This is a genomic window from Streptomyces sp. NPDC007971 (genome assembly GCF_042958635.1).
Classification (GTDB): domain Bacteria; phylum Actinomycetota; class Actinomycetes; order Streptomycetales; family Streptomycetaceae; genus Streptomyces.
Genome location: NZ_JBIBJK010000003.1, coordinates 497,677 through 523,223, shown reverse-complemented (window position 1 = coordinate 523,223; position 25,547 = coordinate 497,677). Strand labels below are relative to the sequence as shown.

Genomic DNA, 25,547 nt, shown 5'->3' with positions numbered 1-25,547 from the left:
GCCGCTCCCCGCAGCCCACCCCTCGGCTCCTCTGCTACTGGACTCCTCGGCTACGGGACTCCTCAGGCGACACCCCGCCGCCCCCTCCGGCCGTCATCCCGACGCCTGCAGACTCCCGGCGGCGCTGTCGAGGAGCATCTCCAGAGCGGTCGGGTAGGCGCTGGTGACCATGCGGCCCGCCAGCAGCGGGGCCGCCTCCGCGATGCGGGGGTGGCTGGCGCGCGGCAGGCGGGCGTAGGTCGAGTGCCATTTGTCCTCGTCGGCCCGCTGGGAGGCGGTCGGCAGGGTCAGGGACGCCGAGTCGAGGGCGGCGAAGGCCAGTGTCTGGTCGATGAACGCGTGATAGACGCGGACCGTGTCCTGCAGCGAGAACCCGGCCGTGCGCAGCACGTCCAGGACCACCTCGTCGGCGGCCAGCTCCTGGGAGCGGCCGGTGACCCGGTTGGCGGTCAGCAGCGCAGCCTGCGGGTGGGCGACGTACGCGGCGTGGATGCGCAGCCCGATCGCGCGGAGATCCTCCCGCCACCGTCCCGTCGGCTCCCAGCCCGCCAGTGCCTGCCCGATGAGCGCGTCCCCGATGGCCAGGGTGAGGTCGTCCATGCCGCGGAAGTACCGGTACAGCGTGCTGGGATCGCAGTCCAGGGCGAGACCCAGGCGGCGCGCACTGAGCCCGGCGCTGCCGTGCTCGCGCAGCAGGCGCAGCGCGGTCTCGACGATGAGCCGCTCGGAGAGCACGGTGCCGCTGCGGGTGGGGCGGCGCCTGCGGCGCTTCTCCTCGGGCACCACGGCCTTGGGCACGTCGCCTCCTGTGCGTCGTCATCGTCTCTGCTCTGCGGCCTTATGCCAACACCATTGACCTTATGCCATGCCGCGGCGTTGGATTCCGGCCAAGGCGCGCCTGCCACGTTCTCGTCCCGTTTCCCTTCAGTCCCTTCAGTCCCTTCAGTCCCTTCAGTCCCTTCAGTCAGGGAGTTTTCCGTCATGCGTGTACTGCTCGTGGGTGCCGGCGGTGTCGGCACCGCCGTCACCCGGATCGCGGCCCGGCGTCCGTTCTTCGACCTGATGGTGGTCGCCGACTACGACCCCGCACGGGCCGAGGCGGCCGTCGCGGCGCTCGGCGACGACGGGGCGCGGTTCTGCGCCGAGCGCGTCGACGCGGGCGACGAGTCCGCCGTGGCGGGACTGCTCGCCCGCCACGGCTGCGACGTCCTGCTCAACGCCACCGACCCGCGCTTCGTGATGCCGCTGTTCCGGGCGGCACACGCGGCCGGTGCGACGTACGTGGACATGGCGATGTCGCTGTCCAGGCCGCACCCCGAGCGGCCGTACGAGGAGTGCGGCACCAAGCTGGGCGACGAGCAGTTCGCGCTGGCCGGCGAGTGGGAGAAGGCGGGTGCGCTCGCCCTGGTGGGCATGGGCGTGGAGCCCGGGCTGTCGGACGTGTTCGCGCGGTACGCGGCCGACGAACTCTTCGACACCATCGAGGAGATCGGCATCCGCGACGGCGCCGACCTCACCGTCGACGGCCACGACTTCGCGCCGTCCTTCAACATCTGGACCACCATCGAGGAGTGCCTGAACCCGCCGGTCGTGTACGAGGAGGGGCGCGGCTGGTTCACCACGCCCCCGTTCAGCGAGCCGGAGGTGTTCGACTTCCCCGAGGGCATCGGGCCGGTGGAGTGCGTGAACGTCGAGCACGAGGAGGTGCTGCTGGTGCCGCGCTGGGTCGGCGCGCAACGTGTCACCTTCAAGTACGGCCTGGGCCGTGAGTTCATCGAGACGCTGAAGACGCTGCACCTGCTGGGCCTGGACCGCACCACGCCGGTGACCGTCCCCGGCGCGGACGGGCCGGTCGCCGTCTCGCCGCGGGACGTGGTCGCCGCGTGCCTGCCGGACCCGGCGACGCTGGGCGAGCGCATGCGGGGCAAGACGTGCGCGGGCACCTGGGTGCGCGGCACCAAGGACGGGGAGCCGCGCGAGGTCTACCTGTATCACGTGGTCGACAACGAGTGGTCCATGGCCGAATACGGCTGCCAGGCGGTGGTGTGGCAGACGGCGGTCAACCCGGTCGTCGCCCTCGAACTCCTTGCCACCGGTGCCTGGTCGGGTGCGGGCGTCCTGGGCCCGGAGGCGTTTCCCGCCGGTCCGTTCCTCGATCTGCTGACCGCGTACGGCTCCCCGTGGGGCCTGCGCGAGCAGTGACCGGATACCGTTGTTTGGCGGTCGGCTCGACGGTGACCCGAACTCGCGTTACACAGATGCAAGGGCGCGGACGACATCGATCGCAGGTGACTTCCATGGGCAACTGGCGAGACCTGGCCGCGTGCCGCCACGCGGACCCCGACCTCTTCTTCCCGATCGGCACGACCGGACCCGCGACGGTGCAGACGCAGCGCGCCAAGGCCGTGTGCGCATGCTGCCGCGTCCGGGAGCAGTGCCTGGACTGGGCGTTGGGAACAGGCCAGCCGGTCGGCATCTGGGGCGGTACGACGGAGTCGGAACGCCGTGCGCTGCACCGGCGCGGGGGTGTGCGGCGCCCCTGATCGTGCGCAGGGCGCCGCTGCTCATCCCTCCGCCGGCGGTGCCGCCACGGGCAGCCGCAGGGTGAACACCGCGCCTTCGCCGGGCTCGCTCGTCACCTCGGCCGTGCCGCCGTGGGCCGCGACGAGGTGGCGGACGATCGGCAGGCCGAGGCCGCTGCCGCCGGTGCGGCGGCTGCGGGACCTCTCGGCGCGCCAGAACCGGTCGAAGACGTGCGGCAGGTCCTCGGACGCGATGCCCGTGCCGGTGTCGGCGACGCTGAGGACGACCTCGTCGCCGTCGCAGCGGGCGGTGAGGGTGACCGTGCCGTCGGCGGGTGTGTGGCGCAGCGCGTTGGAGACCAGGTTCCCGAGGGCCTGTCGCATCCGCACCGGGTCGGCCTCCAGCCAGGCCGTGTCGTCGGCCTCGGTGACCAGGGCGACGCCGGCGGCGTCGGCGGCCACCCGGTGTGCGGCGGCGACCTGCCCGAACAGGTCGCCGGCCGGGACCGGTTCGCGGTGCAGGCGCAGGGTGCCCGCGTCGGCGGCCGCGAGGTCCTGCAGGTCGTCGATGATCCGCTGGAGCACCAGCGACTCCTCGTGCAGCGAGGCGAGCAGGGCGGGATCGGGGTCGACGACGCCGTCGCGCACGACCTCCAGCCACCCCCGGATGTTGGTGAGCGGGCTGCGCAGTTCGTGGGCGATGTCGCTGACCATGGCCTTGCGCTGGGCCTCCAGGCGCTCGCGGCGCTCGGTCAGGTCGTTGAACGCCTCGGCGAGGATGCCGGTCTCGTCCCGGGTGGTCACCGGTACCCGTACATGCAGTTCGGGCGGTTGCTGCGCGGCCGCGGTCAGCGCGCGCAGGGGCCGTACCAGCCGCACGGCGACTACGGCGGTCACGGCGACGGTGACGGCGAGGACCAGCCCGGCCGCGCCGATCACCTTGGCCTTGTTGGCGGCGGACATGTCGAAGCGGGAGGGGTTCTGGTCCCCGATGCCGAGGAACAGCTCGGCCACCGGGGCGACATAGGGCTCCAGCTGGGTGCGGCGGGCGCCCAGCACACAGAGCTGCTCGGCCTGCCCGGCAGCCTTGACGTTGCGTGTCTTCGCGTACTTGAGCAGATAGCCGGCGCCCAGGGGATCCTTTCCGCTGGGGTCGAAGGTGAGGTACAGCGGGCCGCCGAAGTCGATGCCCGCCCGCTTCAGGCAGGGGCGGGCCAGCCCCGCGAGGTCGGTCAGGGCCCGCTCTTCGGTCGGGGTGGGGATGTTCAGCTCTCCGTCCGCGCAGCTCTGGGCGGCGTAGGAGGTGTCGGTGCCCTCCGGGCTCCTGAGCACGGGGCGTCCACTCGGGGTCCGTGCCACGGTGGCGTCGACACCGAACCGCTCGTAGCACGCCCTGCGCTTGGCGGCGAGCGCGTCCAGCCGGTCCCGTTCCTCGGCCGTGACCCGGTACGGGCCGACCACGCGCGGGTCGATGCCGCTGAGCTGGGCCCCGGTCTCGGTGTAGGTGTCGGTGCGCAGGGGGTCGACGGCGGCGGCGGGCCGGGGCGGCAGCGGGGTGCCGCGCGGCGCGGAGTCGGCGACCAGGGAGCGGTCGGCGCTGGTGAGGGCGATCCGCCGGCCGGTCTCGTGGGCCAGGTCGCGGACGGTGCGCCGGACGTCCGACCAGTCGGGGTGGGTGGCCGCGTAACCGCTGAGCCGGGCCAGGATGCTGTTGTCGGCGGCGAGGTCCTGGCCCTGTTCCTCCTTGAGGGCGCTGGTGGTGGTCGTCACCGCGAGCCAGGCGGTGGCGGCGACCGAGCAGACGGCGATGAGCGCCGAGACGGACAGCAGCCGGACGAGCAGCCGTTTGCGCAGCGGTATCCGGCGCTTCACGGCCGTGCCCCGCTCAGCTTGTAACCGACGCCGAACACGGTCACGAGGCGGACCGGCCGCCGTGGGTCGGCCTCGACCTTCCGGCGCAGGTTCATGATGTGCACGTCGACGGCCCGCTCGGTGGAGGCACGGTCGAAGCCGCGGGTGCACTGCAGCAGTTGCCGCCGGGAGAAGACCCGGTCCGGCTCCGCGGCCATGGCGAGCAGGATCTGGAACTCGGCCGGGGTGCAGTCGACCGGCGTCCCGTCGCAGCGCACCTCGTGCCGGACCGGGTCGACGCTGATCCCCGCGGCGCGTACGAGGGGGTCGTCGTCCCTCAGGCTCGCGCCGCGCCCGCCGCGTCTGAGGACCGTGCGGATGCGGGCCATCAGCTCGCGCGGGCTGTACGGCTTGGTCATGTAGTCGTCGGCGCCCAGTTCCAGGCCGAGCAGCACATCGTCCTCGGTGGCGCGGGCGGTGAGCATGACCACGGGGATGCCGGGGTCCTCGGCCTCTTGGCGCAGCACCCGGCACACGCCAAAGCCGTCGATCACGGGGAGCATCAGGTCGAGCACGACCAGGTCGGGTCTCAGGCGCCGGGCGGCGTCGATGGCGGCCGCGCCGTCGTGCACCACCGTGGCGGTGTGTCCCTCCGCCAGCAGGGTGCGGCGGATGAGTTCGGCCTGCTTCTCGTCGTCCTCGGCGACCAGCACATGTGCGCACACGAGTTCGGATCCTAGGCTGCTCGGCCGGCGCGCCGGGCGCCGTACCCCGTGGCGACGACGTGGTCGAAGGATCCGGCGAGGGGTTCGCCCTCGGCTCCGCCGCCGCCGGTGAGCAGCGGCGGGGAGGCGAGGAGAGCGACGGCGGTTCTGCGACGGATCACGCGTCGACCATCGCCGACACTTGTGTGGAACTCGTCAGGGTTCAGGCGTTCTTCGGCTTGCCCTTGGTGTAGAGCCAGGTGTGGAACAGTCCGTCCAGGTTCTTCCCGGACTCGCGCTCCGCGAGCCTCACGAACTGGGCCGTCGTCCCGTGCCCGGCGCGGTGCGCGGCCGCCCAGGCGTGCAGGATCCGGAAGAAGTTCCGGTCTCCGACGGCCTTGCGCAGCTCGTGCAGCGCCATGGCGCCGCGGGCGTAGACGGGTGTGCCGAAGAGGTTCTTGCCGCTGCCCGGATCGCCGGCCGGGTAGGCCCACAAGCCGTCGGTCGCCGGGCGGGCGTAGAGGTGGTCGAAGGTCTTCTGGGTGCTGTCACCGCCGTGCTGCTCGCTGTAGAGCCACTCGGCGTAGGTCGCGAAGCCCTCGTTGAGCCAGATGTCCTTCCAGGCGGTCAGCGAGACGGAGTCGCCGAACCACTGGTGGGCGCTCTCGTGGACGAGGGTGCTGATGTCGGGCGCCGAGTCGTAGACGGGCCGGCTCTGGGTCTCCAGGGCGTAACCGACGTCCGGGGCGTGGTCGACGATCGAGCCGGCGGCGCGGAAGGGGTAGGGCCCGAAGAGCTTGCTCTCCCAGGCGAGGACCGAGGGCAGCTTCTTCAGCACCGGTGCGGACGCGTGTGCCTCCCGGGGGTCGACGGCGTTGTAGACCCGGATGCCGTCGCCGGTGGTGTACTGCTGCACCTTGAAGGTGCCGACGGTGGCGGTCGCCAGGTAGGCGGCCATGGGTTCGGCCTGGTGCCAGCGGAAGGTGGTGAGGCCGTGCGCGGTGTGCTGCCCGCGCAGGACGCCGTTGGCGACGGCCGTGCGCCCCTGGGGGACCGTGATGGTGAAGTCGTAGGACGACTTGTCCCTGGGGTGGCTGTTGGCCGGGAACCAGGTCATCGCGCCCTGTGGCTCGCCCGCGACGAACGCCCCGTCGTCGGTGGGTATCCAGCCGTCGGCGGAGCCGTCCGGGTCGGTGACCGGCTTCGGGGTGCCGTGGTAGGAGACCGTGATGCGGAAGTTCCGGTCCTTGCGCAGGGCGTGGCGCGGGGTGACGACGAGTTCCTGGCCGCTGCGGCGGAAGCCGGCGGCGGTGCGGTCGACGGTGACGCCGGTGACCTTCAGTCCGTTGAGGTCGAGGTCGAAACGGCTGAGCCGCTGGGTGGCGCGGGCGGTGAGGACCGCACTGCCGTCCAGGTGCCGGGAGGCGGTGTCGTAGCGGAGCGTCAGTCCGTAGTGGCTCACGTGGTAGCCGCCGTTGCCGCTGAGCGGGAAGTAGGGGTCGCCTGCCCCGGCCGCGCCGGCCGTGCCTGCCGCCGGTGCGGCGGCGCCGAGCAGCGCCGCGACGGCGACGGGGACGGTGGCGAGCACCGCCTCGCGGCGGAGTACTGCGGTGCGTCTTACGGCCTGCCGGCGGGGGGTCGTCACAAGCGCTCCTCGGGGTGGCGGGTGATCGATCGGCCCACAGACTAGGCGCGCCGGCACGCCGGTTTCCCCCTCATTCTGGTCAAGTCACGCCGCGTCGCCCCCCGGCGGTCCGAAGCCGCCGCAGTACGCTCGCGGGACCGTCCGCAACCCGAGAAGGGCTCCGCCGTGAGCGTGCGTGTACGCCGGATCTACGACCCGTCCGAGCCCGACGACGGCCTGCGGGTTCTGGTGGACCGCCTCTGGCCGCGAGGGCTCGCCAAGGAGGCGGCGCTGGTCGACGAGTGGCCCAAGGGCCTCACGCCGTCGACGGAGCTGCGCCGCTGGTTCCACGGCGACGAGGGCTCCTACGAGGAGTTCCGGCGCCGCTACGAGGCGGAGCTCGCCGCTCCCGAGGCCGCCGAACTGCTCGACGGCCTCAGGGAGTCGGTCCGCAAGGGGCCGGTCACGCTGCTGACGGCCTCCAAGAAGCCGGAGCAGAACCATGCCACGGTGCTGGCGGAGCTGCTGCAGGACTGAGTGCGGCAGAACCGGTTCAGCCGGTCTGCTGCGCCGCCGCCCGGCCCGCCGCGCGGCCCGAGAACAGGCAGCCTCCGAGGAAGGTGCCCTCCAGGGCGTTGTAGCCGTGGACGCCGCCGCCGCCGAACCCGGCGACCTCACCGGCGGCGTACAGCCCGTCGACGGGCGTGCCGTCGGTGCCGAGGGCGCGGGAGTCGAGGTCGGTCTGGATGCCGCCGAGGGTCTTGCGGGTCAGGACGTGCAGCCGGACGCCGATCAGGGGGCCGGCGGCCGGGTCGAGGATGCGGTGCGGGGCGGCGACGCGGCCGAGCCGGTCGCCGATGTAGCGCCGGGCGTTGCGCATGCCCTGGACCTGGGAGTCCTTGCTGTACGGGTTGGCGATCTGCAGGTCGCGGGCCTCGATCTGGCGGCGTACCTCCGCCGCGTCCAGCAGGGACTTGCCGGTCAGGCCGTTCATCTTCTCGACCAGCTGTTCCAGGGTGTTCGCGGTGACGAAGTCCGCGCCCTTGTGGAGGAAGGCCTGCACGGGTGCGGGGGCGCCCTTGCCGAGGAGCCGGTCGCGCAGCACGGCCCTCCGGTCCTTGGCCGTGATGTCCGGGTTCTGCTCGGAGCCGGAGAGCGCGAACTCCTTCTCGATGATCTTCCGGGTGAGCACGAACCAGGAGTGGTCGTGTCCGGCGATGTCCTCGGTGGTACGCAGGTACTTGAGGGTGCCCAGGGTGTCGTAGCCGGGCAGGCAGGGGTCGGGCAGGCGGCGGCCGAGGGCGTCGAGCCAGACGGAGGACGGGCCGGGCAGGATGCGGATGCCGTGGCCGGGCCAGACGGGGTCCCAGTTCTGCAGGCCCTCGGTGTAGTGCCACATCCGGTCGCGGTTGACCAGGCGCACGCCCGCCCCGGCGCTGATGTCGAGCATGCGGCCGTCGACGTAGGCGGGGACTCCGGTGACCATCTCGGCGGGGGGTGTGCCGAGTCGCTCGGGCCAGTAGCGGCGCACGATGTCGTGGTCGGCGCCGATGCCGCCGGTGGTGACGACGACGGCCTGGGCGGTGAGTTCGAAGTCGCCGATGCGCTCGCGGTTGGAGGCGACGCCGCGCGGTGCGTCGTCGTCGGCGAGGACGGTGCCGCGCACCCCGCGCGCCGCGCCGCTCTCGATGACCAGCTCGTCCACGCGGTGGCGGTGGTAGAAGGTGAGCAACCCGTCCCGGGCGGCCTGCCGGGCGTAGCGGACGAAGGGTTCGACGACACCGGTGCCGGTACCCCAGGCGATGTGGAAGCGGGGCACCGAGTTGCCGTGCCCGTCCGCCCTGAGGTCACCGCGCTCGGCCCAGCCGACGGTCGGCAGCAGGGTGATGCCGTGCCCCTCCAGCCAGGACCGCTTCTCACCGGCGGCGAACTCGACGTAGGCGCGGGCCCAGCGCACCGCCCAGGAGTCCTCGTCCTCCAGCCGGTCGAACTGCGCGCTGCCGCGCCAGTCGTTCCAGGCGAGGGCGAAGGAGTCCTTGATGCCGAGGCGGCGCTGCTCGGGCGAGTCGACGAGGAAGAGCCCTCCGAAGGACCAGAACGCCTGCCCGCCGAGGTTGGCGGCGTTCTCCTGGTCGACCAGGGCGACGCGCCGGCCCCGGCTGGTGAGTTCGTGCGCCGCGACCAGGCCGGCGAGGCCCGCTCCGACGACGATGACGTCCGCGTCCATGGCGGCCATGGCGTCTGTGTCCTTCCGTCTGCGACTCATTCGGGGGTGCCGCTGCCGTCGGTCAGCAGGGCGGTGAGCAGTTGCTTGAGCCAGCCGCGGGCGGCGTCGCCGTCCCTGTCCAGCAGCAGCTGGGTGGTGACGCCGTCGTAGGCCGCGACCACCGCGCGGGCGGCGCCGTCGACGTCGCCGAGGACCGCGGGCAGCGCGGTGTGGCCCCGGGCCTTGGAGAGCCGGTCGGCGATGGCCTCTCGCAGCCGGGCACGGTGGTCGAGGAGGGCCTGGGCGACGGCCGGATCGCGGGCCGCGTGGACCAGGAAGTCGGTCTTCACCAGCAGCCAGTCCACGTCGAGCAGCAGGACCTCGGTGACCCGGTCCACGGAGGCGGGCACGTCGAGGTCCGGACCGTCCTGGGCGAGGGCGTCGGCCACCTGGGAGGCGATGAGGTCGGCGCGTTCCCGGTACAGGGCGAAGAACAGCTCGTCGAGGGTGGCGAAGTTGGAGTAGAAGGCGCCCCGGCTATAGCCGGCGGCCTCGCAGATCTCCTCGATGGAGACCCGGCCGAAGCCCTTGGCGGCGAACACCGCGAAGGCGGCGTCGAGCAGGTTGGCCCGTGTCCGGACCCGCCGTCTGGTGACCCGCCGGGCCGAGTCCTGCGTCGTCATCGCCTGGACCTCCGTTCGATACAGGAATGTATCCGATACATCGATGTATCGAAAGAGCCATACCCGACCCCGGGCCAGTCATGGGAACGTATTTTCGATTAAGGAGTACGCTGGGCGCATGGCCACGCACCTCCAGGGCTCCCTGTTCGACCAGACCGACGAGCTGCGGCTCGCCCGCCTCGACGGGCTGCACCGGACCGAACTCGGCCTCGGCGCCTGGATCGACGTGCTCCCGGGCTGGCTGAGCGGCGCCGACGCCCTGTTCGAACAGCTGGCGGCCGAGGTCCCGTGGCGGGCCGAGCGCCGCAAGATGTACGACAACGTGGTCGCGGTACCGCGTCTGCTCGCCTTCTACGCGGCCCACGACCCGCTCCCGCACCCCGTCCTCGACGAGGCCCGCACGGCTCTGTCCGCGCACTACGCCGCGGAGCTGGGCGAGCCGTTCACCACCGCCGGGCTGTGCTTCTACCGCGACGGCCGGGACAGCGTCGCCTGGCACGGCGACCGGATCGGACGGGGCGCCCGCGAGGACACGATGGTGGCGATCCTCTCCGTCGGCGCGCCCCGGGACCTGCTGCTGCGGCCGGCGCAGGGCGGCGGCACGGCGGTGAGGCACCCGCTCGGGCACGGCGACCTCGTCGTGATGGGCGGCTCCTGCCAGCGCACCTGGGAGCACTGCGTCCCCAAGACCGCCCGCGCGATCGGCCCGCGCATCAGCATCCAGTTCCGGCCGCACGGCGTGCAGTGAACCCCTCCGGGACCGCGTCCTGCGGGCCTTAGGGTTCGTCCCATGGCCTTGCAGATCAGCGCCACGAACCCGGAGCACCCCGCGCTCCTGCTCGCACTGCCCTGGGACGTTCCCCTGGAGGAGTGGCCGCAGGAGTGCCTCGTACCGCTCCCGAGGGGCATCTCACGGCACGTCGTGCGCTACGCGCGCGCCGGCACCGAGGTGATCGCCGTCAAGGAGCTGGCCGAACGGCCCGCGCTGCGCGAGTACGGGCTGCTGCGCGACCTGGACCGCCTCGGCATCCCCGCCGTCGACCCGCTCGCGGTGGTCACCGGCCGCACCGACAGCACCGGCGCCCCGCTGGAGCCGGTGCTGATCACCCGGCATCTGCGCGGCTCCATGCCGTACCGCTCGATGTTCGAGACCACGATGCGCCCGGCGACCATGCACCGCCTGATGGACGCCCTCGCCGTGCTGCTGGTGCGGCTGCATCTGGCCGGGTTCGCGTGGGGCGACTGCTCACTGTCCAACACCCTGTTCCGGCGGGACGCGGGCGCCTTCGCCGCGTACCTGGTGGACGCCGAGACCGGCGACCTGCACCCCCGGCTCAGCCCCGGGCAGCGGGAGTACGACCTCGACCTGGCCCGGGTGAACATCAGCGGCGAACTGCTGGACCTGGAGGCCTCGGGCGCGCTGCACCCGTCCGTCGACCCCGTCGAGTTCGGCCACGAGATCTGCACCCGCTACGACGGTCTGTGGCAGGAACTGACCCGCACCTCGGTGTACCCGGCGGGCAAGTACCACTACATGGAGCGCCGGATACGCCGCCTCAACGAACTCGGCTTCGACGTGGCCGAGATGCAGATCCAGCACTCCCCGGGCGGCGACACGGTCACCTTCGTTCCCAAGGTCGTCGACGCCGGACACCACCAGCGCCAGCTGCTGCGCCTGACCGGCCTCGACACCGAGGAGAACCAGGCCCGGCGGCTGCTGAGCGACCTGGAGAGCTGGATGGCCACCCAGGACGACCACACGCCCGGCGACCTTCCCCCGGGCTCCCGGCTGCGCCCGACCGGCGGGCAGCCCCCTGCCGCCCGCCCCGAGGTACTCGCCCACCGCTGGGTGCGGGACGTGTTCCGGCCCACCGTGCGCGCGGTCCCGGTGGAGCTGCGCGGCTCCATGGACCCGGCCGAGATCTACCACGAACTGCTGGAACACCGCTGGTACCTGTCCGAGCGGGCCCAGCACGACATAGGCCTGGACACCGCCGTCACGGACTACATCACAAACGTCCTGCCCAAGGCTCGCGCGACCCTGGAGCCGACGACACCCACCGACTAGTCACGCGTGCGGGACGACCGCCACCGGGCAGGCGGCATGGTGCAGCACGCCGTGCGCCACCGACCCGATGCGGGGTCCCACGGCCGCGCGGCGGGCCCGCCGGCCGACGACCAGCAACTGGGCGCTCCCGGCCGTCGCGAGCAGCACCTGCCCCGCGCTCCCCATCTCGACGTGCTCGGTCACGGGCACGTCCGGGAAGCGCTCCCGCCACGGCTGCACCGCCTTCGCCAGGGCCTTCTTCTCGAACGGCTCCAGACCGCCGGCGTCGTCCAGGAGCTTGAGCGAGCCGGGGCTGTAGGCGAACACCGGCGGCAGCGTCCAGGCCCGTACCACCCGGACCGTGGCGCCGCGGGCGGCCGCCGTCTCGAACGCGAAGCGCAGGACCTCCGCGCTGTCGTCGGGGCCGCCGTGCTGGCCGACCAGGACGTCCCGCCCGCCCGCCTCCGCCGCCGGCCGGTCGCCGGCGCGGACCAGGACCACGGGCCGGGTCGTCTCGGCGATCACCTGCTGTCCGACGGAACCCATCAGGAACCCGACCACGGCGCCGTGCCCGTGAGAGCCGAGCACCAGCATCTCGGCCTGCGCGGCCGCCTCGGCCAGCTCCGCCGCGGCTGCGCCCTCCCGCACGTCCGTGCTCACGGCCAGCCCGGGGTGGCGCTCCGAGACGCTGCGCACGGCGTCCGCCACCGCGTGGGACACCCAGGCGTGCTGCGTGTCCCGGTCGGCGGTGGCGAGCGAGTCGGCGTAGCGCCACACGTGCACGACCCGCAGCGGCAGCCCCCTGCGGACGGCCTCCCGGCCGGCCCAGTCCAGCGCGGCCAGACTCTCCTCGCTACCGTCCACCCCTGCCGTGATCGGGCGTGTCATGCGTGGGCCTCCTCGTTCTCCCGGTCTGCGGGGCCAGTCTTCCGTACGCTGCGGGCATGGCACTGGAATGGGAACAGGTGAACGTCGACGCGGATGATCCGGTGGCCCTCGGCCGCTGGTGGGCCGAGGCGCTCGGGTGGGTGGCGGTCGACGACGACGCCGACGACGAGTACGAGATCCGCCCCGCCGTGGACCGGTTGCCGGGACTGCTCTTCGCCCGGGTGCCCGAGAAGAAGTCGGTCAAGAACCGGCTGCACCTCGACTTCCGGCCCGAGGACCAGGCTGCCGAGGTGGCCCGGCTGCTGGCCCTCGGGGCCCGGTACGCGGACGTCGGGCAGGACGAGCAGACGTGGGTGGTGCTCGTGGATCCCGAGGGCAACGAGTTCTGTGTGCTGGGTGACCGTCGCCCCTGAGACCGCCGCGTCCGCGCGCTCGCGTCCGGCTTGGATCGCCGTCGGTGCCTTATCCCGGAGCGAACCCCGGCGATCGAACATACGATGGGCGGGAGCCGGTGCGGTGGGCCCAGCGACACCGTCCCGTGGAGCCGACCGCTCGGGGTGGGAGAGGCATGGCACAGGCCGCCGAGACAGCGCGGACCGTCATCCTGACCGTGGACGACGACCCGGGGGTGTCCCGCGCCGTCGCTCGTGACCTCAGGCGGCGCTACGGCGAGTCGTACCGGATCGTGCGCGCGGAGTCCGGGGAGTCCGCGCTCGGGGCGCTGCGCGAGCTGAAGCTCCGCGGCGAGCTGGTGGCCGTGATCCTGGCCGACTACCGGATGCCGCAGATGAACGGCATCGAGTTCCTGGAGCAGGCGCTCGACGTGTATCCCGGGGCGCGGCGCGTGCTGCTCACCGCCTACGCGGACACCAACGCGGCCATCGACGCGATCAACGTCGTCGACCTCGACCACTATCTGCTCAAGCCGTGGGACCCGCCGGAGGAGAAGCTCTATCCGGTGCTGGACGACCTGCTGGAGGCGTGGCGGCACAGCGACTACAAGCCCGTGCCCAGCACCAAGGTCGTCGGGCACCGCTGGTCGGCGCGGTCGTCCGACGTGCGCGAGTTCCTCGCCCGCAACCAGGTGCCCTACCGCTGGTACTCCGTCGAGGAGCCGGAGGGGCAGCGGCTGCTGGCCGCGGCCGGGCAGGAGGACGGGCAGCGGTTGCCGCTGGTGATCACCCCGGACGGCACGGCCCTGGTCGAGCCGGAGGCCCCGGAGCTGGCCGCACGGGTGGGTCTGGCGACGACGCCGACGGCCGACTTCTACGACCTCGTCGTGATCGGCGGCGGTCCGGCCGGGCTCGGCGCGGCCGTGTACGGCGCCTCCGAGGGCCTGCGGACCGTTCTCGTGGAGCGTTCGGCGACCGGCGGGCAGGCCGGGCAGAGCTCCCGGATAGAGAACTACCTCGGCTTCCCCGACGGCGTCTCGGGAGCCCAGCTCACCGACCGGGCGCGGCGCCAGGCGGCCAGGTTCGGGGCCGAGATCCTGACCGCGCGCGAGGTGACGGGGCTGGAGGTCAACGGGGCGGCGCGCGTCGTGCGGTTCGCGGACGGCTCGGCGATCGCGGCGCACAGTGTCATTCTGGCGACCGGTGTGCAGTACCGGCAGCTGGAGGCGCAGGGCTGCACCGACCTGACGGGCTGCGGGGTCTTCTACGGCTCGGCGCTGACGGAGGCGGCCGCCTGCCAGGGGCACGACGTGTACATCGTCGGCGGTGCCAACTCGGCGGGTCAGGCGGCGATGTACCTGTCCAGGTTCGCCAAGTCGGTGACGCTGCTGGTGCGCGGCGCCGATCTGTCGGCGTCGATGTCGTACTACCTGATCCAGCAGATCAACGAGGCGGCGAACATCTCCGTGCGCAGCCGGACGGTGGTCGACGCCGCGCACGGTTCGGACCGCCTGGAGAGTCTGACGCTGCGTCAGCTGGAGAACGGCGACAGCGAACAGGTCGACGCCCAGTGGATGTTCGTGTTCATCGGCGCGGCCCCGCTCACCGACTGGCTGGGCGACACGGTGCTGCGCGACGGGCGCGGCTTCATCCTGGCGGGTCCCGACCTGACCGCCGACGGGCGTCCGCCGGCCGGCTGGGAGCTGGACCGGCCGCCGTACCACCTGGAGACCAGCATTCCCGGCGTGTTCGTGGCGGGCGACGCGCGCGCCGAGTCCGCCAAGCGGGTCGCGTCCGCCGTCGGAGAGGGAGCCATGGCCGTCATGCTCGTCCACCGGTATCTGGAGCAGTCATGAGCGGGCAGCCGATGCCGTGCAGCCCCGCGGAGATCAGGTCGCTGTTCCTCTTCGAGAAGCTGTCGCCCGAGCAGCTGGGGCGGCTGTGCTGCGAGGGCCGGGTGGAGCTGTTCCAGCCCGGTCCGGTGTACACCGAGGGCGAACCGGCCACCTGCTTCTTCGTGATGATCGAGGGCACGGTCGTGCTCTCGCGGCGCGTCGGCGAGGACGACGTGGAGGTCATCCGCAGCTCGCAGCGCGGGGTGTACTCGGGCGCCATGCAGGCGTACATCGGGGACCGGGTGCGGCAGGTGTACAACAACTCGATGCGGGTGACGGAGCCGACGCGGTTCTTCGTGCTTCCCGCGGACACCTTCGCGGCCGTCATGAGCGAGTGGTTCCCGATGGCCGTGCACCTGCTGGAGGGCCTCTTCTTCGGTTCGAAGAGCATCCAGGCCGCCGTCGGGCAGCGGGAGCGGCTGCTGGCGCTCGGCTCGTTGTCCGCCGGGCTCACGCACGAGCTGAACAACCCGGCAGCGGCCGCGGTGCGGGCCACGTCGACCCTGCGCGAGCGGATCGCGAAGATGCGGCACAAGCTCGCCGTGATCGCCGAAGGCCCGTTCACCCGGGACCAGTTGGCGAGTCTGATCGAGATCCAGGAGCGCACCGCCGAGCGGGTCGCCAAGGCGCCGGTACTCAGCCCGCTGGAGACCTCCGACCGGGAGGACACCCTCACGGACTGGCTGGAGGACCACGGCATCGACTACGGCTGGCAGCTGGCGCCCACCTTCGTGCAGGCGGGTCTGGACGTCGACTGGCTGGAGCAGGTCGCGGCGGCCGTGGGCGAGGAGATCCTGCCCGGCGCGGTCGGCTGGCTCAACTACACCGTCGAGACCGAGCTGCTGATGACCGAGATCGAGGACTCCACGACCCGTATCTCCCACCTCGTCGACGCGGCCAAGCAGTACTCGCAGCTGGACCGGGCGCCCTACCGCGTGGTGGACGTGCACGAACTCCTCGACAGCACGCTGCTGATGCTCGCCGGGAAGATCGGTGGGCGCATCCAGGTGGTCAAGGAGTACGACCGTACGCTCCCGCAGGTCCCCGGCTATCCGGCGGAGCTGAACCAGGTGTGGACCAACCTCGTCGACAACGCGGTGTCCGCCATGAACAGCGCGGGCGGGGACGGCACGCTGACCGTGCGGACCGCGCTGGACCATGAGCGGGTGCTGGTGGAGTTCCGGGACACCGGGCCCGGGATCCCGCCGGAGATCCGCGACCGCATCTTCGATCCGTTCTTCACCACCAAGCCGGTCGGCGAGGGCACCGGCTTGGGCCTGGACATCTCGTGGCGGATCGTCGTGAACAAGCACCACGGCACCCTGCAGGTCGAATCGGTGCCCGGTGACACCCGTTTCCAGGTGCTGCTGCCGCTGACCGCGGAGACACCGGAGGAGGCGGCCGCCCTGACGACCCCCGAGGAGGCAGCATGAGCGGCGATCCCGCGATCGACCCGAACGTTCCACCGAGCGGCACCGGGTGCGTGGAGTGCGACGAGGGCGGCGGCTGGTGGTTCCACCTGCGCCGGTGCGCGGCCTGCGGGCACATCGGCTGCTGCGACGACTCCCCCGCCAAGCACGCCACCGCCCACTACCGGGCCACCGGGCATCCGGTGATCCGCAGCTTCGAGCCGGGCGAGGGCTGGTTCTGGAACTACACCACGAACGACGTGTACGACCCCGGGGTCGACCTCGTGCCGCCGGTCAGCCATCCCGAGGACCAGCCGGTGCCGGGCCCGGCCGGGCGGGTGCCGGCCGACTGGGCCCAGACGCTGCGCTGAAGCGGCCACGGGAGGCACACCCGCGGCCGGCAGGCCGCGGTCGGCCGGGAGGACCTGGACGGTCCGGCCGGCCGTGAGGACCTGGACGGCCGGGCGATCCGGCCGCCCCCGGGTCTCAGCGTGTGCAGTCGAGGCGGCCCGGGTCGACGGCGTCGGCCAGGGCCTGCATCCCCTTGTCGTTGGGGTGCAGATGGTCGCCGCTGTCGAAGAAGGGCAGGATCCGCTCGGGATCGTAGGGGCTGCGCAGTACACGGTCGAAGTCGGTGACCGCGTCGAACTCGCCGCTGTCGCGGATGAACCGGTTGACCTCCTGCCGTACGGCTTCGGCGGCCGGGTCGAACTCGGGCCAGCCCTTGAACGGGCCGACGGTCGCGCCGACCACGCACTTGCCGGCCGCGTGCGCCCGCCGGACGATCTCCCGGTATCCGGCGATCAGATCGGCCGCGGTGACGCCGGTGTGCGCCTTGAGGTCGTTCACCCCCTCGAAGAGGAACACGGTGCGCACGCCCGGCTGCGACAGGACGTCGCGGTCCAGCCGGTGCAGGGCGCTCTGCCCGGCGCCGTCCGCCAGGACCTTGTTGCCGGAGATGCCCTCGTTGGCCACCCCCTTGACGTGCGTCCCGGCCCTGTCCAGGCGCCGGGCGAGGTAGTCGGGCCAGCGCCGGTCGAGGTCGGTGGTGGACTGCCAGCCGTCGGTGACGGAGTCCCCGAGCGCGGCCACGGCGCCGGTGGCGGTGTCCGACGGGCGGACCGAGACGGCGTCGAGGTACCACCAGGAACCCGTCATGACCGTCCAGGCGGCCGCCGAGTCCTCGGCGGTGTGGTCGCCCTGGGTGAGGTAGGAGGTCTGCATCGCCATCCCGTGACCGGTCGCCGGACCGGCCGCGTCCGGGGTGTGGAGGCTGACGACCAGGTTGGCGCCGGCGGGGACCTTGCCGGGCCGCGGATCGCTCCACACGGAGGCGCCCGCCGGGACGGTGACCGCAGCGGCCCCGCCGAAGGTCAGCCGCCGGTTGGTGCCGGGCCGCAGTGCTGCACCCTCGCTCTGCAGGCCGGCGCGGACGCCGTCCAGGGTCAGCGGGCGGTCGCCGAAGGCGTTGGACAGCCGCACGCGCAGCTCGCTTCCGGCGACGCTGGTGTGCACGACGAGCCGGTACCCGCGGTCGGCGGCACCCTCGCCCAGGCGGTCGGCGCTCGCCGCCCAGGTGACGGTTCCGGGGGCCCGTACGGTGGCCTGCGGAGCGCGGACCACGGCCCGGGCGGGAGCGGACTGGCAGGCGACGGCCGCGAGCAGGACCGCGGCGATCCGGCCCACGCGCCACAGACGCATACGGTGCGCGGGGCGCAGTGGGGCGGTCACCGGGCGAAGTCCTTGAGCGTGACGGACTCGCCGGGCTCGAGGCGGACCGTCCGGGACGTTCCTGCGTACCCCACGCAGGTCATGGTGCCGCCGACGCTGCGGATCCGCACCTCGGTGGGTTTCCCGTCCCTCCAGTGCAGGTCGACGACGAAGCCGCCGCGGGCCCCTGCGCCGGTGAGCGCACCCAGGGCGGCCCAGGCGTGCGGGAGGGCCGGCAGGAGTTCCAGGTGGCCGGGGCGGGAGTACAGCAGCATCTCCACGACGGCGGCCGGAGTGCCGAAGTTGGCGTCGATCTGGAAGATGCCCCGGCCCTGTTCCACCTCGTAGATGTCGAAGAGGTTGGGCGCGGTGCCGTTGCTGCCGCCGTCCGACGGACGGAGGTTGTTCACGATCAGCCGGTAGGCCCGGTCGGCGTCCTTCAGCCGGGCCCAGCACAGGGCGCGCCAGGCGTTGGCCCAGCCGAAGCTGTCCATACCGCGGGCGGTGAGCAGGGCGGTGGCGCCGGCGACGATGCCGGCGGGGGTGGAGCCGTCGGGCCGGATGCGGTCGCCGGGGAAGAGGCCGATGAGCGGCGACAGGTGCCGGTGGGTGGTCTCGCCGAGGTTGTCGGGGGACATCCACTCCTCCAGCCAGCCCGTCTTCGGGCTGACGACCGGGAGGTAGAGACGGTCGCGGAGCGCGCCGACGGTACGGGCGTACTCGGCGTCCCGGCCCAGCTCGGACGCCGCGGTGCGGTAGTTGCCGAAGAGCGCCCGGACCAGTTCCTGGGCGTAGGTGATGCCCTTGGCGTCGAGGGGGCCCTGTTCCGGTGACCAGTCGCTGTCGGCGACGAGGACCTCCTGGCCGGTGTCCGGCAGAGTGTGGGTGAGCAACCGGGCCTCCCAGAACTCGCAGGCGCCCTTGAGGAGCGGGTAGATCTTCCTCAGATGGGTGCGCGACGCGGTGAACTCGTAGTGCTCCCACAGGGAGTTGCACAGCCAGGCGTTGCCCGCCGGGTGCCACCACCAGCCCCCTCCACCATAGGGGTTGGTGGAGATGGCGACCGTCCAGCCGGCGTTCTTCCCGCTGGAGTTGCGGTAGCGGTTGCGGGAGTCGTTGAAAAGCCTCCTGGTGAGGTCGGTCCAGGAGGGCAGCTGGGCGACGCAGTAGTCGGTGAAGGCGTCGAAACAGGGCGACAGGCCCGTCCGGTCCGCCATCCAGTAGTTCATCTGGACGTTGATGTCGGTGTGGTAGTCGCCCATCCAGTCGGGGTCGTTGCCGTCGAGCCACAGTCCCTGCAGGCCGAGGGGCAGGCTGCCGCGCGAGCCGGAGATCATCAGGTAGCGGCCGAACTGCAGGTAGGAGGCCTCCAGTTCGGGGTCGGGCACGCCGTCGCGGGCGCGGGCGCGGATGCGCTCCCAGGTGTCCAGGGCGCGCTGCCCGGCCGAGGACGTGCCGAGCCGGATGTCGAAGCGGCCGTAGAGGGCGTGGTGGTCGGCGACGTGGGTGCGCAGCAGTGTGCCGGCCGAGTGGCGGGCGGCGGCGCCGGCCTTGGTGCGGGCGAGCGCCTCGGGGTCGAGGGAGGGGTCGCGGTAGTGGGCCGAGGCGTCCGGCGCGTAGTCGGTGCCGCCGCTGACCACCACGGTCAGTTCCGTGCATCCCGAGAAGGTGACACGGGTGCCGTCGACGCGGACGGTGCCGCCGCTGCCGCGGGCGGTGATCGCGGCACCGTAGCGCAGTCCGTTGGCGAGGGAACCCGCGAAGGAGGTGGCGCTCGTGGTCCGCTCGCCGTGCGTGCCCTCCAGGGTCACGGTGCCGGTGTAGCGGCCGCCGCCCTGCTGCGTGAAGTGCAGTACCACGACGTCGTCGGGGCGGCTCGCGAACAGCTGCCTCCGGTACGTCGCTCCGGAGCGGACGTATGACGTCGTCACCACGCCCTGGGCGAGGTCGAGGGTGCGGCGGTAGCCGGAGACGGCACCGAGGTCGTGGCCGGGAAGGTCGACGGTGAGCCGGGCGAGGAGGGTGAAGGAGCCGAAGTCCTCGCGGCCGTAGGGGAACTGGCCGTCGGGGTCGAGCGTGTCGTTGAGGCCGCCGGTCCACAGGGTGGCGTCGGTGAGCAGCAGGAGTTCCCGGCCGGGGTCGTTGGTGGCGAGGGCACCGAGCCGGCCGTTGCCGACGGGGAGGCCCTGCCGGATCAGCGAGTGCTCGTCGGCGGGCGCCTGCCACCACAGCTGGTGGCGGGGGTCGGGCGCGGGAGTGGCCGTGGGCCGCTGCGGGGCGGCCGTGGCGGTGAAGGCGGGCAGCGAGGCGAGGGCTCCGGTGGCCGCGGCGAGGGCGAGGAATCCGCGTCTGCTGGGGGTTGTGGGGTCCATGACAGGCTCCGGGTTGTGCGGTGAGGGTCGGTGCGTACAGCGCGCCCCTCAGGGGCGCGGGGAACAGCGCGAGCAGCCACAGTGGACCCGCAGGTCCCGAACGGCGCTCCCGGCGGAGCGTCAGCGCGGCGAGACGGGAACGTCGATCCGGTCGATGTCGGGCGCATAGTCCGAACCGCTGTCGAAGGTGACGGTGTTGGTGCCCGCGTGCAGGGTCACGGGCACGCTCACCGTCTCCACGCTTCCCCAGTCGCCGGTGGAGGGGAACCTGTGGCGCACGGGGCTGCCGGAATCGGCCGAGACGTTCACCGGGCGGGCGTCGCCGCTGACGTACGCGACCTTGATCAGGTAGGTGCCGGGCCTGTCGACGACGATGTCGTTGAAGCGGAGCCTGCCGCCGAGGTAGAGGTTGCCGACCTTCTTGCCGCCGGAGCAGGCGGAACAGTCGGCGACGGAGGCGTTGCCGCCGAGCGTGTTGCCGGCGGACTCGGCCTCGTGTCCGGTGGTGCGCAGGGCGCTGCCGTGCGGGGTGACGGTGAACAGACGGGAGCCGTGGGCGGGCAGTGCCTCGGTGATTCCGTTCCTGTGGGAGCCGAGGTTCTCGTGGTTCCACAGGTCACGGACGCCGGCCCGGCCGGTGAAGCCGAGCGAGGACCAGTCGGCGGTGACGGCGGCGGGGGCGTCGGCGAGGTTGAACAGGGCGACGGTGTAACCGCCGTCGGGGTTCTTCGCGGCCCACACCTGCTGAGGGTCCAAGGCGGTGACCGGCTTGGCGGGCGGGGTGTCGCCCTGGTCGACGGCGATCACCTCGCGGTTGGTGAGGAGCTTGACGCCGTAGTCGTCGAGCCTGGTCAGGTCGTCACCGGTGTAGAGCGGGGACTTGGCGACGGCCCAGAGGGTGGCGTAGGTCTGGCGTTCGGCCTGGGTCAGGCCGTCCATGGCGCCGTTGCCGACGTCGAGGGAGTCGAGGTCGTTCCAGCCGCCGGGGCCTGCGTGCTTCGTCCAGGCGGGGGTGTCGTCGAAGCGGTCGTCGACGGAGTTCTCCCAGCTCACCAGGGTGTTGCAGTAGCACTCGACGTCGGTGTCGAGGCGCCAGCCGTTGGAGTACTTCTTCCAGTCGGCGGCGTGCCCGATGTCCAGGGACCAGGAGATCTCCAGGTGGACGGGCCGGCCGGTGGCGGCCAGCGCCTTCTGCCAGGCGGCCACGTCGGCAACGTTGTCGTAGTTGTCGCCGCTCTTGAACGAGCCGGGGCCCACGCCGTCGAGCTTGAGGAAGTCGTAGCCCCAGTCGGCCAGTTGCCGGGCCTGGGAGTCGACGTACTTCTGGGCACAGGGTCTGGAGAAGTCCAGTTTGTAGGCGCTGTCCCAGCCGTTGGTGGTCCGCAGGTCGCCGTAGACGATGTCGGCGGTGGTGCAGCCGTCGGCGTCCCGGATCGGCACCCTGCCGTCGCCGTAGGCCTCCTTCTCCAGGCCGACGGGCAGGTAGATGCCGGCCTTGAGGCCCTTGGCGTGGATGTGGTCGGCGACCGCCTTCATGCCGTGCGGGAAGCGGGCGGGGTCGGCCTGCTGGCGCGCGTACGCGTCGAACTCCGGTTTCCAGTTCTTGTCCCGCCACCAGCCGGAGTCGATGTTGACGTACTCGTAGCCGTACGCCTTCAGCCTGGCGGCGAGGGCGTCGGTCTGCTTCAGGACGTTCGCCTCGGTGAGGTAGCTGTAGTCCCCGTCCGGGTTGAGTCCGGGGTACTTGGACGACTGCATGCTCCAGCTGGACCAGCCCATGTAGGGCCTGTCCGCCACGGAAGCCGTTGCCGCCCGCGCCGGCGCGGCGGACGTGGAAAGGCCCGCGGTGAGGGCCAGGGCGACGGCGCAGCCGAGCCCGCGTGCGGGCAGGCCGGAGTACGAGGGTGACCGCATGGGCCGTACCTCCTGGGTGGGTTCGGGGCGGGGCCACTCAGCCCTGTCCGCTGCTGGGGGTCGAGGTGATGAAGGACTGGATCGCGACTGCCGCGGCGCCGCGCGCCCACTCCTCGAAGGGGAGCGGGCGGGTCTGTACGTCGCACTGCGCGGCCGAACCGAAGGCGGCGGCGGTGAACGCCTCACGGATGTGCTCGGCGAAGAGGTCGTAGGCGGCCAGGCCCTCACCGGAGATGATCACGCGTTCGGGTCCGAGCAGGTTGGCGACGGTGGCGATCCCCCGACCGATCGCCTCCCCCGCCCGCGCGTAGACCTCGCGGGCCCCTGGAACGCCCTGATGGGCGAGGGCCACCGCCTCGGCGCTGTCGGCGACGGGGCGGCCCGTCACCTCGCGCATGCGGGTCACGATCGCGGCGTCCCCGGCGATCGCCTCCACACAGCCGTGGTTGCCGCAGTGGCAGGTCGGTCCCGCCGGATCGACGACGACGTGGCCGATCTCGCCCGCGACGCCGTGTGCGCCGGCGACCACCCGTCCGTGGACGACGAGTCCGCAGCCGATGCCGGCGCCGACGGTCACCACGGCGAAGTCGCTGAGGCCCGCGCCCGCGCCGAACCACTGCTCGGCGACGGTCAGCGCGCGCACGTCGTTGTCGACGGTGACCGGCAACCCGCTGGTCATGGCGGCGAGTCGGGCCAGGGGAACGTCCCGCCACTCCAGGAAGGGCGAGTAGCGCACCACGCCCTCGGCGCGGTCGACGTCGCCGGAGACGGCGATGCCGAGCCCCAGGACGGGGGCGCCCGACTCGGTGGCGTGGGCGAGGAGTTCGTGGACCAGGTCCGCGACCGCGGCCAGCACCTTGCGCCTGGCCCGGTCCGGCAGCGGGGCGCGCCGGGCGAGGCGGATACGGCAGCACAGGTCGGTCAGTACGGCGATCAGTTCGTCGCCCGTCACCTTGACGCCGATGAACAGCGCCCGTTCGCCGTTGACCCGGACCAGGCTGGCGGGCCGGCCCAGCGCGGGGCGGGCTTCCTCGTCGGCGCCCTCCACCAGGTAGCCGGCCTCCAGCAGGGGGCGCACGGCCTTGGTGACGGCGGCCGGGGACAGCCCGGCCCGGCGGCCCGCGTCCAGGCGGGTCAGGGGGCCGTGGGAGAGGACGGTCGTGAAGACCTGCGAGACGGCCGGAGTGTGGGCCGGGAACGTCTCGGCGGCGGGGGTCGAGCGCATGGCCGGGAACCTAGGGCCATTATTTTCCGCTGTCAATAAAAGAAACAGGGGTTGTTGCGGGGGCAGTTGCGGACCTGCGGGGCGGCGCCCCCGGGCAGGTGTCCGCCGGACATGCGGATGCCCCGCGCAAGGCGGGGCATCCGGTGGTGCTGGTGTGCGGCCGTCCGTCAGTGGCGGGAGGCCGGCGTGTTGGCGGCGGTCACGTTGACCGCGGCCCACGCCTTGTCCACCGTCTTGTACTCGGTGCTGCTCGCGCCGTACAGGTCCTTGGCCGCCTTCAGCGTCGCGACGCGCGCGTCGTGGAAGTCGGTTGTGGAGACCATGTAGCGGGTGAGCGCACGGTAGTAGATCGCGGTGGCCTTCGTGCGGCCGATGCCCTTGACCGTCGCGTGGTTGTACGTCGGCGAGTCGTAGTTGACACCGTTGATCGTCTTCTTGCCGCTGCCCTCCGCGAGGAGGTAGTAGGCGTGCGAGGAGACGCCGGAACCGGCGTGCACCTCCGTGGAGTACACCTCCGGCTTCCAGTAGTCGACCGTGCCCTCGAGCTTGTCGAGCGAGGGGTGGTCGAGGCGGCGCAGGAACTTCTGGGCCAGGCCCAGCTTCTCGCCGATCAGGTAGTCCGGCGTGTCCTTGGTGTTCTTGGCGTAGAACTCGACGTTGGAGCCGAAGATGTCCGCCAGCGACTCGTTCAGCGCACCGGGCTCGCCGTACTGGTTGCCCTGCGGGTCGACGTACGTCGGCTCCAGCTTGGCGGTGGCGTCGACCACACCGTGGGTCAGCTCGTGACCGGTGACGTCGAGGACGACCAGCGGCTTCTTGAACATGTCGCCGTCGCCGTCGCCGTACAGCATGCAGTTGCAGGTCGGGTCCCAGAAGGCGTTCGCGACCTTCTTGCCCCAGTGGACCATGCCCTGGGCGGCCTTGCTGTTGTTGGCGATGCCCTTGCGCCCGAAGGTGCTCTTGTAGAAGTCCAGCGTCTTGGTGATGCCGTACTGGGCATCCGCCGCGGCGCTGGCACGGCTGGTGGTCTGGCCGTTGCCCCACACGTCGGTCGTGTTGGTGAACTTCGAGCCCGCGCTGAACTTCTCCGTGTAGGAGCCCTTGGCGTCACGCGTCTCGGTGCCGTACCGGCTCGGGTCCTTGAGCTGGTAGTGGCCGCGCGAGGTCGCGGTGGTGGTGAGGCCGACGGTGCCCACGAAGAGGGTCTTGCCGGTGCCGTGCGCGGTCGCCGGGTAGCTCGTGGCGCCGGAGGCGCCCGAGCCGAGCAGGCCGGCGGCGGCCGGGGCGGCGGTGCCGGTGGCCGGGTCGGCACTCTCGCCGCGCTTGCGCATGGCGTCGAGCAGCTTCGGCGACAGGAACTCGTCCGCGTCGGGCGTGTTGCTGCGCACCTTGCCGGTGAGGGCGTCGATGACCACGGTGCTGGAGGTGCCGTCGTCGGTCACCGTCACCTGGTAGGCGAGGGCGGCGGAGCCGCCGCGGGCGTCCACCACCAGCTCGGCGCTGCCCGCGTCGCCCTTGGCGACCTGGGCGGCCTTCGACGCGGCCTGGTCCGCGGTGAGCTTGGCCTTGGTGGCGGCAGGCTTGACCGCGTGGGCGGCCGCGCTGGTGGCGCCCGTGTAGGCCAGCTGCCGGTTCAGGTGGACGATGAGGTCGCCACCGAGCACCGGCATTCCGTTGTGGGTACGGATGAAACGGACGTGGCGCGCACCCTCGGGGTCGACCATCACGTCCTGGGCGTGGAGTTCGTCGCCCTTCGACACGCCCGTGGCCGTCGCGTGGGTGAAGGCCGCGACCTGCGCCGCCTCCACCACCGCGTCGGCGCTCGTGGCGGCGGAGGCGGCGGACCGCTCCACCCCCCGGGAGGGGCCTGCGAAGGCCGTACCGGCCAGGCCCGTGGCAGCCGTCGTCACCGCGACGGCAACGGCAACGCTGCGTATGTGCGGTCTACGCACAGATCTCCTTCACTGGAAGGCAGCCGGATCACCAACCGCCTTGAGGCATGACGCCGTTGAGCGCCATGGGGGCTGGTCGGGCCCCAGGGCGCTCACCCTTACGGATGAGTCATGCACGCGTAAAGATGGAATGATCCATTTCGCGACCTTCTA

At 72.2% G+C, this 25,547-nt stretch carries 22 protein-coding genes; 9 read left to right on the top strand and 13 right to left on the bottom strand.

Annotation, left to right across the window (positions count from 1 at the left end):
* Positions 1-93: 93 nt before the first annotated feature.
* Entirely contained in the window at positions 94-798 is a 705-nt protein-coding gene (locus ACFZCP_RS09140; RefSeq protein ID WP_391425460.1) for a TetR/AcrR family transcriptional regulator C-terminal domain-containing protein, read from the bottom strand.
* A gap of 183 nt (positions 799-981) precedes the next feature.
* On the opposite strand from ACFZCP_RS09140, the gene ACFZCP_RS09135 reads away from it, so the two are divergent.
* Positions 982-2,202, top strand: coding sequence for a saccharopine dehydrogenase C-terminal domain-containing protein (locus tag ACFZCP_RS09135; protein ID WP_391425458.1), 1,221 nt, complete (start codon positions 982-984; stop codon positions 2,200-2,202).
* A 95-nt stretch (positions 2,203-2,297) separates the two neighbouring features.
* Positions 2,298-2,543: a WhiB family transcriptional regulator gene (locus ACFZCP_RS09130; protein ID WP_391425456.1), complete on the top strand. Its 246-nt coding sequence runs from the start codon at positions 2,298-2,300 to the stop codon at positions 2,541-2,543.
* Positions 2,544-2,564: 21 nt separating this feature from the next.
* On the opposite strand, the gene ACFZCP_RS09125 is transcribed toward ACFZCP_RS09130, so the two are convergent.
* Genes ACFZCP_RS09125 through ACFZCP_RS09110 form a run of 4 tightly spaced genes read right to left on the bottom strand, consistent with a single transcriptional unit; the run spans position 2,565 to position 6,722 of the window.
* A complete protein-coding gene (locus ACFZCP_RS09125; RefSeq protein ID WP_391425454.1) occupies positions 2,565-4,394 on the bottom strand; it encodes an ATP-binding protein in 1,830 nt (609 codons plus the stop codon).
* Complete coding sequence (locus ACFZCP_RS09120) at positions 4,391-5,098, bottom strand: response regulator (protein ID WP_391425452.1); 708 nt, start codon at positions 5,096-5,098, stop codon at positions 4,391-4,393. The genes ACFZCP_RS09125 and ACFZCP_RS09120 overlap by 4 nt, the downstream gene beginning before the upstream one ends.
* An 11-nt stretch (positions 5,099-5,109) precedes the next feature.
* Positions 5,110-5,259 (bottom strand): hypothetical protein, encoded by a 150-nt coding sequence (locus ACFZCP_RS09115; protein ID WP_391425450.1) that lies wholly within the window; start codon positions 5,257-5,259, stop codon positions 5,110-5,112.
* 41 nt (positions 5,260-5,300) lie between these two features.
* Entirely contained in the window at positions 5,301-6,722 is a 1,422-nt protein-coding gene (locus ACFZCP_RS09110; RefSeq protein WP_391425448.1) for a M1 family aminopeptidase, read from the bottom strand.
* 165 nt (positions 6,723-6,887) lie between these two features.
* Here ACFZCP_RS09110 and ACFZCP_RS09105 point away from each other — a divergent pair, with 165 nt between their 5' ends.
* Positions 6,888-7,238, top strand: coding sequence for a DUF488 family protein (locus ACFZCP_RS09105; protein ID WP_391425446.1), 351 nt, complete (start codon positions 6,888-6,890; stop codon positions 7,236-7,238).
* 16 nt (positions 7,239-7,254) lie between these two features.
* On the opposite strand, the gene ACFZCP_RS09100 is transcribed toward ACFZCP_RS09105, so the two are convergent.
* Entirely contained in the window at positions 7,255-8,928 is a 1,674-nt protein-coding gene (locus ACFZCP_RS09100; protein ID WP_391425528.1) for an FAD-binding dehydrogenase, read from the bottom strand.
* A 35-nt stretch (positions 8,929-8,963) separates the two neighbouring features.
* Complete coding sequence (locus ACFZCP_RS09095) at positions 8,964-9,590, bottom strand: TetR/AcrR family transcriptional regulator (protein WP_362695815.1); 627 nt, start codon at positions 9,588-9,590, stop codon at positions 8,964-8,966.
* A gap of 118 nt (positions 9,591-9,708) precedes the next feature.
* Between ACFZCP_RS09095 and ACFZCP_RS09090 the strand changes: the two genes are divergently transcribed.
* Positions 9,709-10,338 (top strand): alpha-ketoglutarate-dependent dioxygenase AlkB, encoded by a 630-nt coding sequence (locus ACFZCP_RS09090; RefSeq protein WP_391425444.1) that lies wholly within the window; start codon positions 9,709-9,711, stop codon positions 10,336-10,338.
* Positions 10,339-10,380: 42 nt separating this feature from the next.
* Complete coding sequence (locus ACFZCP_RS09085; protein ID WP_391425442.1) at positions 10,381-11,658, top strand: DUF4032 domain-containing protein; 1,278 nt, start codon at positions 10,381-10,383, stop codon at positions 11,656-11,658.
* On the opposite strand, the gene ACFZCP_RS09080 is transcribed toward ACFZCP_RS09085, so the two are convergent.
* Entirely contained in the window at positions 11,659-12,525 is an 867-nt protein-coding gene (locus tag ACFZCP_RS09080; protein WP_391425440.1) for a universal stress protein, read from the bottom strand.
* A gap of 56 nt (positions 12,526-12,581) precedes the next feature.
* Here ACFZCP_RS09080 and ACFZCP_RS09075 point away from each other — a divergent pair, with 56 nt between their 5' ends.
* From ACFZCP_RS09075 to ACFZCP_RS09060, 4 genes are all read left to right on the top strand, one after another.
* Entirely contained in the window at positions 12,582-12,938 is a 357-nt protein-coding gene (locus ACFZCP_RS09075; protein ID WP_391425438.1) for a VOC family protein, read from the top strand.
* A 155-nt stretch (positions 12,939-13,093) separates the two neighbouring features.
* On the top strand, positions 13,094-14,773 hold the full coding sequence (locus ACFZCP_RS09070) for an FAD-dependent oxidoreductase (RefSeq protein ID WP_391425437.1): 1,680 nt from the start codon (positions 13,094-13,096) through the stop codon (positions 14,771-14,773).
* Positions 14,770-16,245 (top strand): ATP-binding protein, encoded by a 1,476-nt coding sequence (locus tag ACFZCP_RS09065; RefSeq protein WP_391425435.1) that lies wholly within the window; start codon positions 14,770-14,772, stop codon positions 16,243-16,245. The genes ACFZCP_RS09070 and ACFZCP_RS09065 overlap by 4 nt, the downstream gene beginning before the upstream one ends.
* Complete coding sequence (locus ACFZCP_RS09060; RefSeq protein WP_362695801.1) at positions 16,242-16,592, top strand: UBP-type zinc finger domain-containing protein; 351 nt, start codon at positions 16,242-16,244, stop codon at positions 16,590-16,592. The genes ACFZCP_RS09065 and ACFZCP_RS09060 overlap by 4 nt, the downstream gene beginning before the upstream one ends.
* A gap of 115 nt (positions 16,593-16,707) precedes the next feature.
* Here ACFZCP_RS09060 and ACFZCP_RS09055 read toward each other — a convergent pair whose 3' ends face one another.
* The 5 genes from ACFZCP_RS09055 to ACFZCP_RS09035 form a co-directional block, all read right to left on the bottom strand.
* The gene (locus ACFZCP_RS09055) at positions 16,708-17,922 is read right to left on the bottom strand and encodes a GDSL-type esterase/lipase family protein (RefSeq protein WP_391425526.1); all 1,215 of its coding nucleotides are present in this window, start codon (positions 17,920-17,922) and stop codon (positions 16,708-16,710) included.
* 26 nt (positions 17,923-17,948) lie between these two features.
* Positions 17,949-20,303, bottom strand: a complete 2,355-nt coding sequence (locus tag ACFZCP_RS09050; protein ID WP_391425433.1) for a glycoside hydrolase N-terminal domain-containing protein — start codon at positions 20,301-20,303, stop codon at positions 17,949-17,951.
* A 120-nt stretch (positions 20,304-20,423) separates the two neighbouring features.
* Positions 20,424-22,217 (bottom strand): carbohydrate-binding protein, encoded by a 1,794-nt coding sequence (locus tag ACFZCP_RS09045; protein WP_391425431.1) that lies wholly within the window; start codon positions 22,215-22,217, stop codon positions 20,424-20,426.
* A 37-nt stretch (positions 22,218-22,254) separates the two neighbouring features.
* Entirely contained in the window at positions 22,255-23,442 is a 1,188-nt protein-coding gene (locus ACFZCP_RS09040; RefSeq protein WP_391425429.1) for an ROK family protein, read from the bottom strand.
* 167 nt (positions 23,443-23,609) lie between these two features.
* Positions 23,610-25,394, bottom strand: coding sequence for a M4 family metallopeptidase (locus ACFZCP_RS09035; RefSeq protein ID WP_391425428.1), 1,785 nt, complete (start codon positions 25,392-25,394; stop codon positions 23,610-23,612).
* Positions 25,395-25,547 lie beyond the last annotated feature (153 nt).

Bases quoted from the DNA above. Each gene is read 5' to 3' on its own strand.
- ACFZCP_RS09080 (WP_391425440.1), bottom strand. From the start codon at position 12,525: ATGACACGCCCGATCACGGCAGGGGTGGACGGTAGCGAGGAGAGTCTG.
- ACFZCP_RS09040 (WP_391425429.1), bottom strand. From the start codon at position 23,442: ATGCGCTCGACCCCCGCCGCCGAGACGTTCCCGGCCCACACTCCGGCC.
- ACFZCP_RS09135 (WP_391425458.1), top strand. From the start codon at position 982: ATGCGTGTACTGCTCGTGGGTGCCGGCGGTGTCGGCACCGCCGTCACC.
- ACFZCP_RS09100 (WP_391425528.1), bottom strand. From the start codon at position 8,928: ATGGACGCGGACGTCATCGTCGTCGGAGCGGGCCTCGCCGGCCTGGTC.
- ACFZCP_RS09075 (WP_391425438.1), top strand. From the start codon at position 12,582: ATGGCACTGGAATGGGAACAGGTGAACGTCGACGCGGATGATCCGGTG.
- ACFZCP_RS09085 (WP_391425442.1), top strand. From the start codon at position 10,381: ATGGCCTTGCAGATCAGCGCCACGAACCCGGAGCACCCCGCGCTCCTG.
- ACFZCP_RS09095 (WP_362695815.1), bottom strand. From the start codon at position 9,590: ATGACGACGCAGGACTCGGCCCGGCGGGTCACCAGACGGCGGGTCCGG.
- ACFZCP_RS09055 (WP_391425526.1), bottom strand. From the start codon at position 17,922: ATGCGTCTGTGGCGCGTGGGCCGGATCGCCGCGGTCCTGCTCGCGGCC.
- ACFZCP_RS09130 (WP_391425456.1), top strand. From the start codon at position 2,298: ATGGGCAACTGGCGAGACCTGGCCGCGTGCCGCCACGCGGACCCCGAC.
- ACFZCP_RS09070 (WP_391425437.1), top strand. From the start codon at position 13,094: ATGGCACAGGCCGCCGAGACAGCGCGGACCGTCATCCTGACCGTGGAC.
- ACFZCP_RS09050 (WP_391425433.1), bottom strand. From the start codon at position 20,303: ATGGACCCCACAACCCCCAGCAGACGCGGATTCCTCGCCCTCGCCGCG.
- ACFZCP_RS09060 (WP_362695801.1), top strand. From the start codon at position 16,242: ATGAGCGGCGATCCCGCGATCGACCCGAACGTTCCACCGAGCGGCACC.
- ACFZCP_RS09065 (WP_391425435.1), top strand. From the start codon at position 14,770: ATGAGCGGGCAGCCGATGCCGTGCAGCCCCGCGGAGATCAGGTCGCTG.
- ACFZCP_RS09090 (WP_391425444.1), top strand. From the start codon at position 9,709: ATGGCCACGCACCTCCAGGGCTCCCTGTTCGACCAGACCGACGAGCTG.
- ACFZCP_RS09045 (WP_391425431.1), bottom strand. From the start codon at position 22,217: ATGCGGTCACCCTCGTACTCCGGCCTGCCCGCACGCGGGCTCGGCTGC.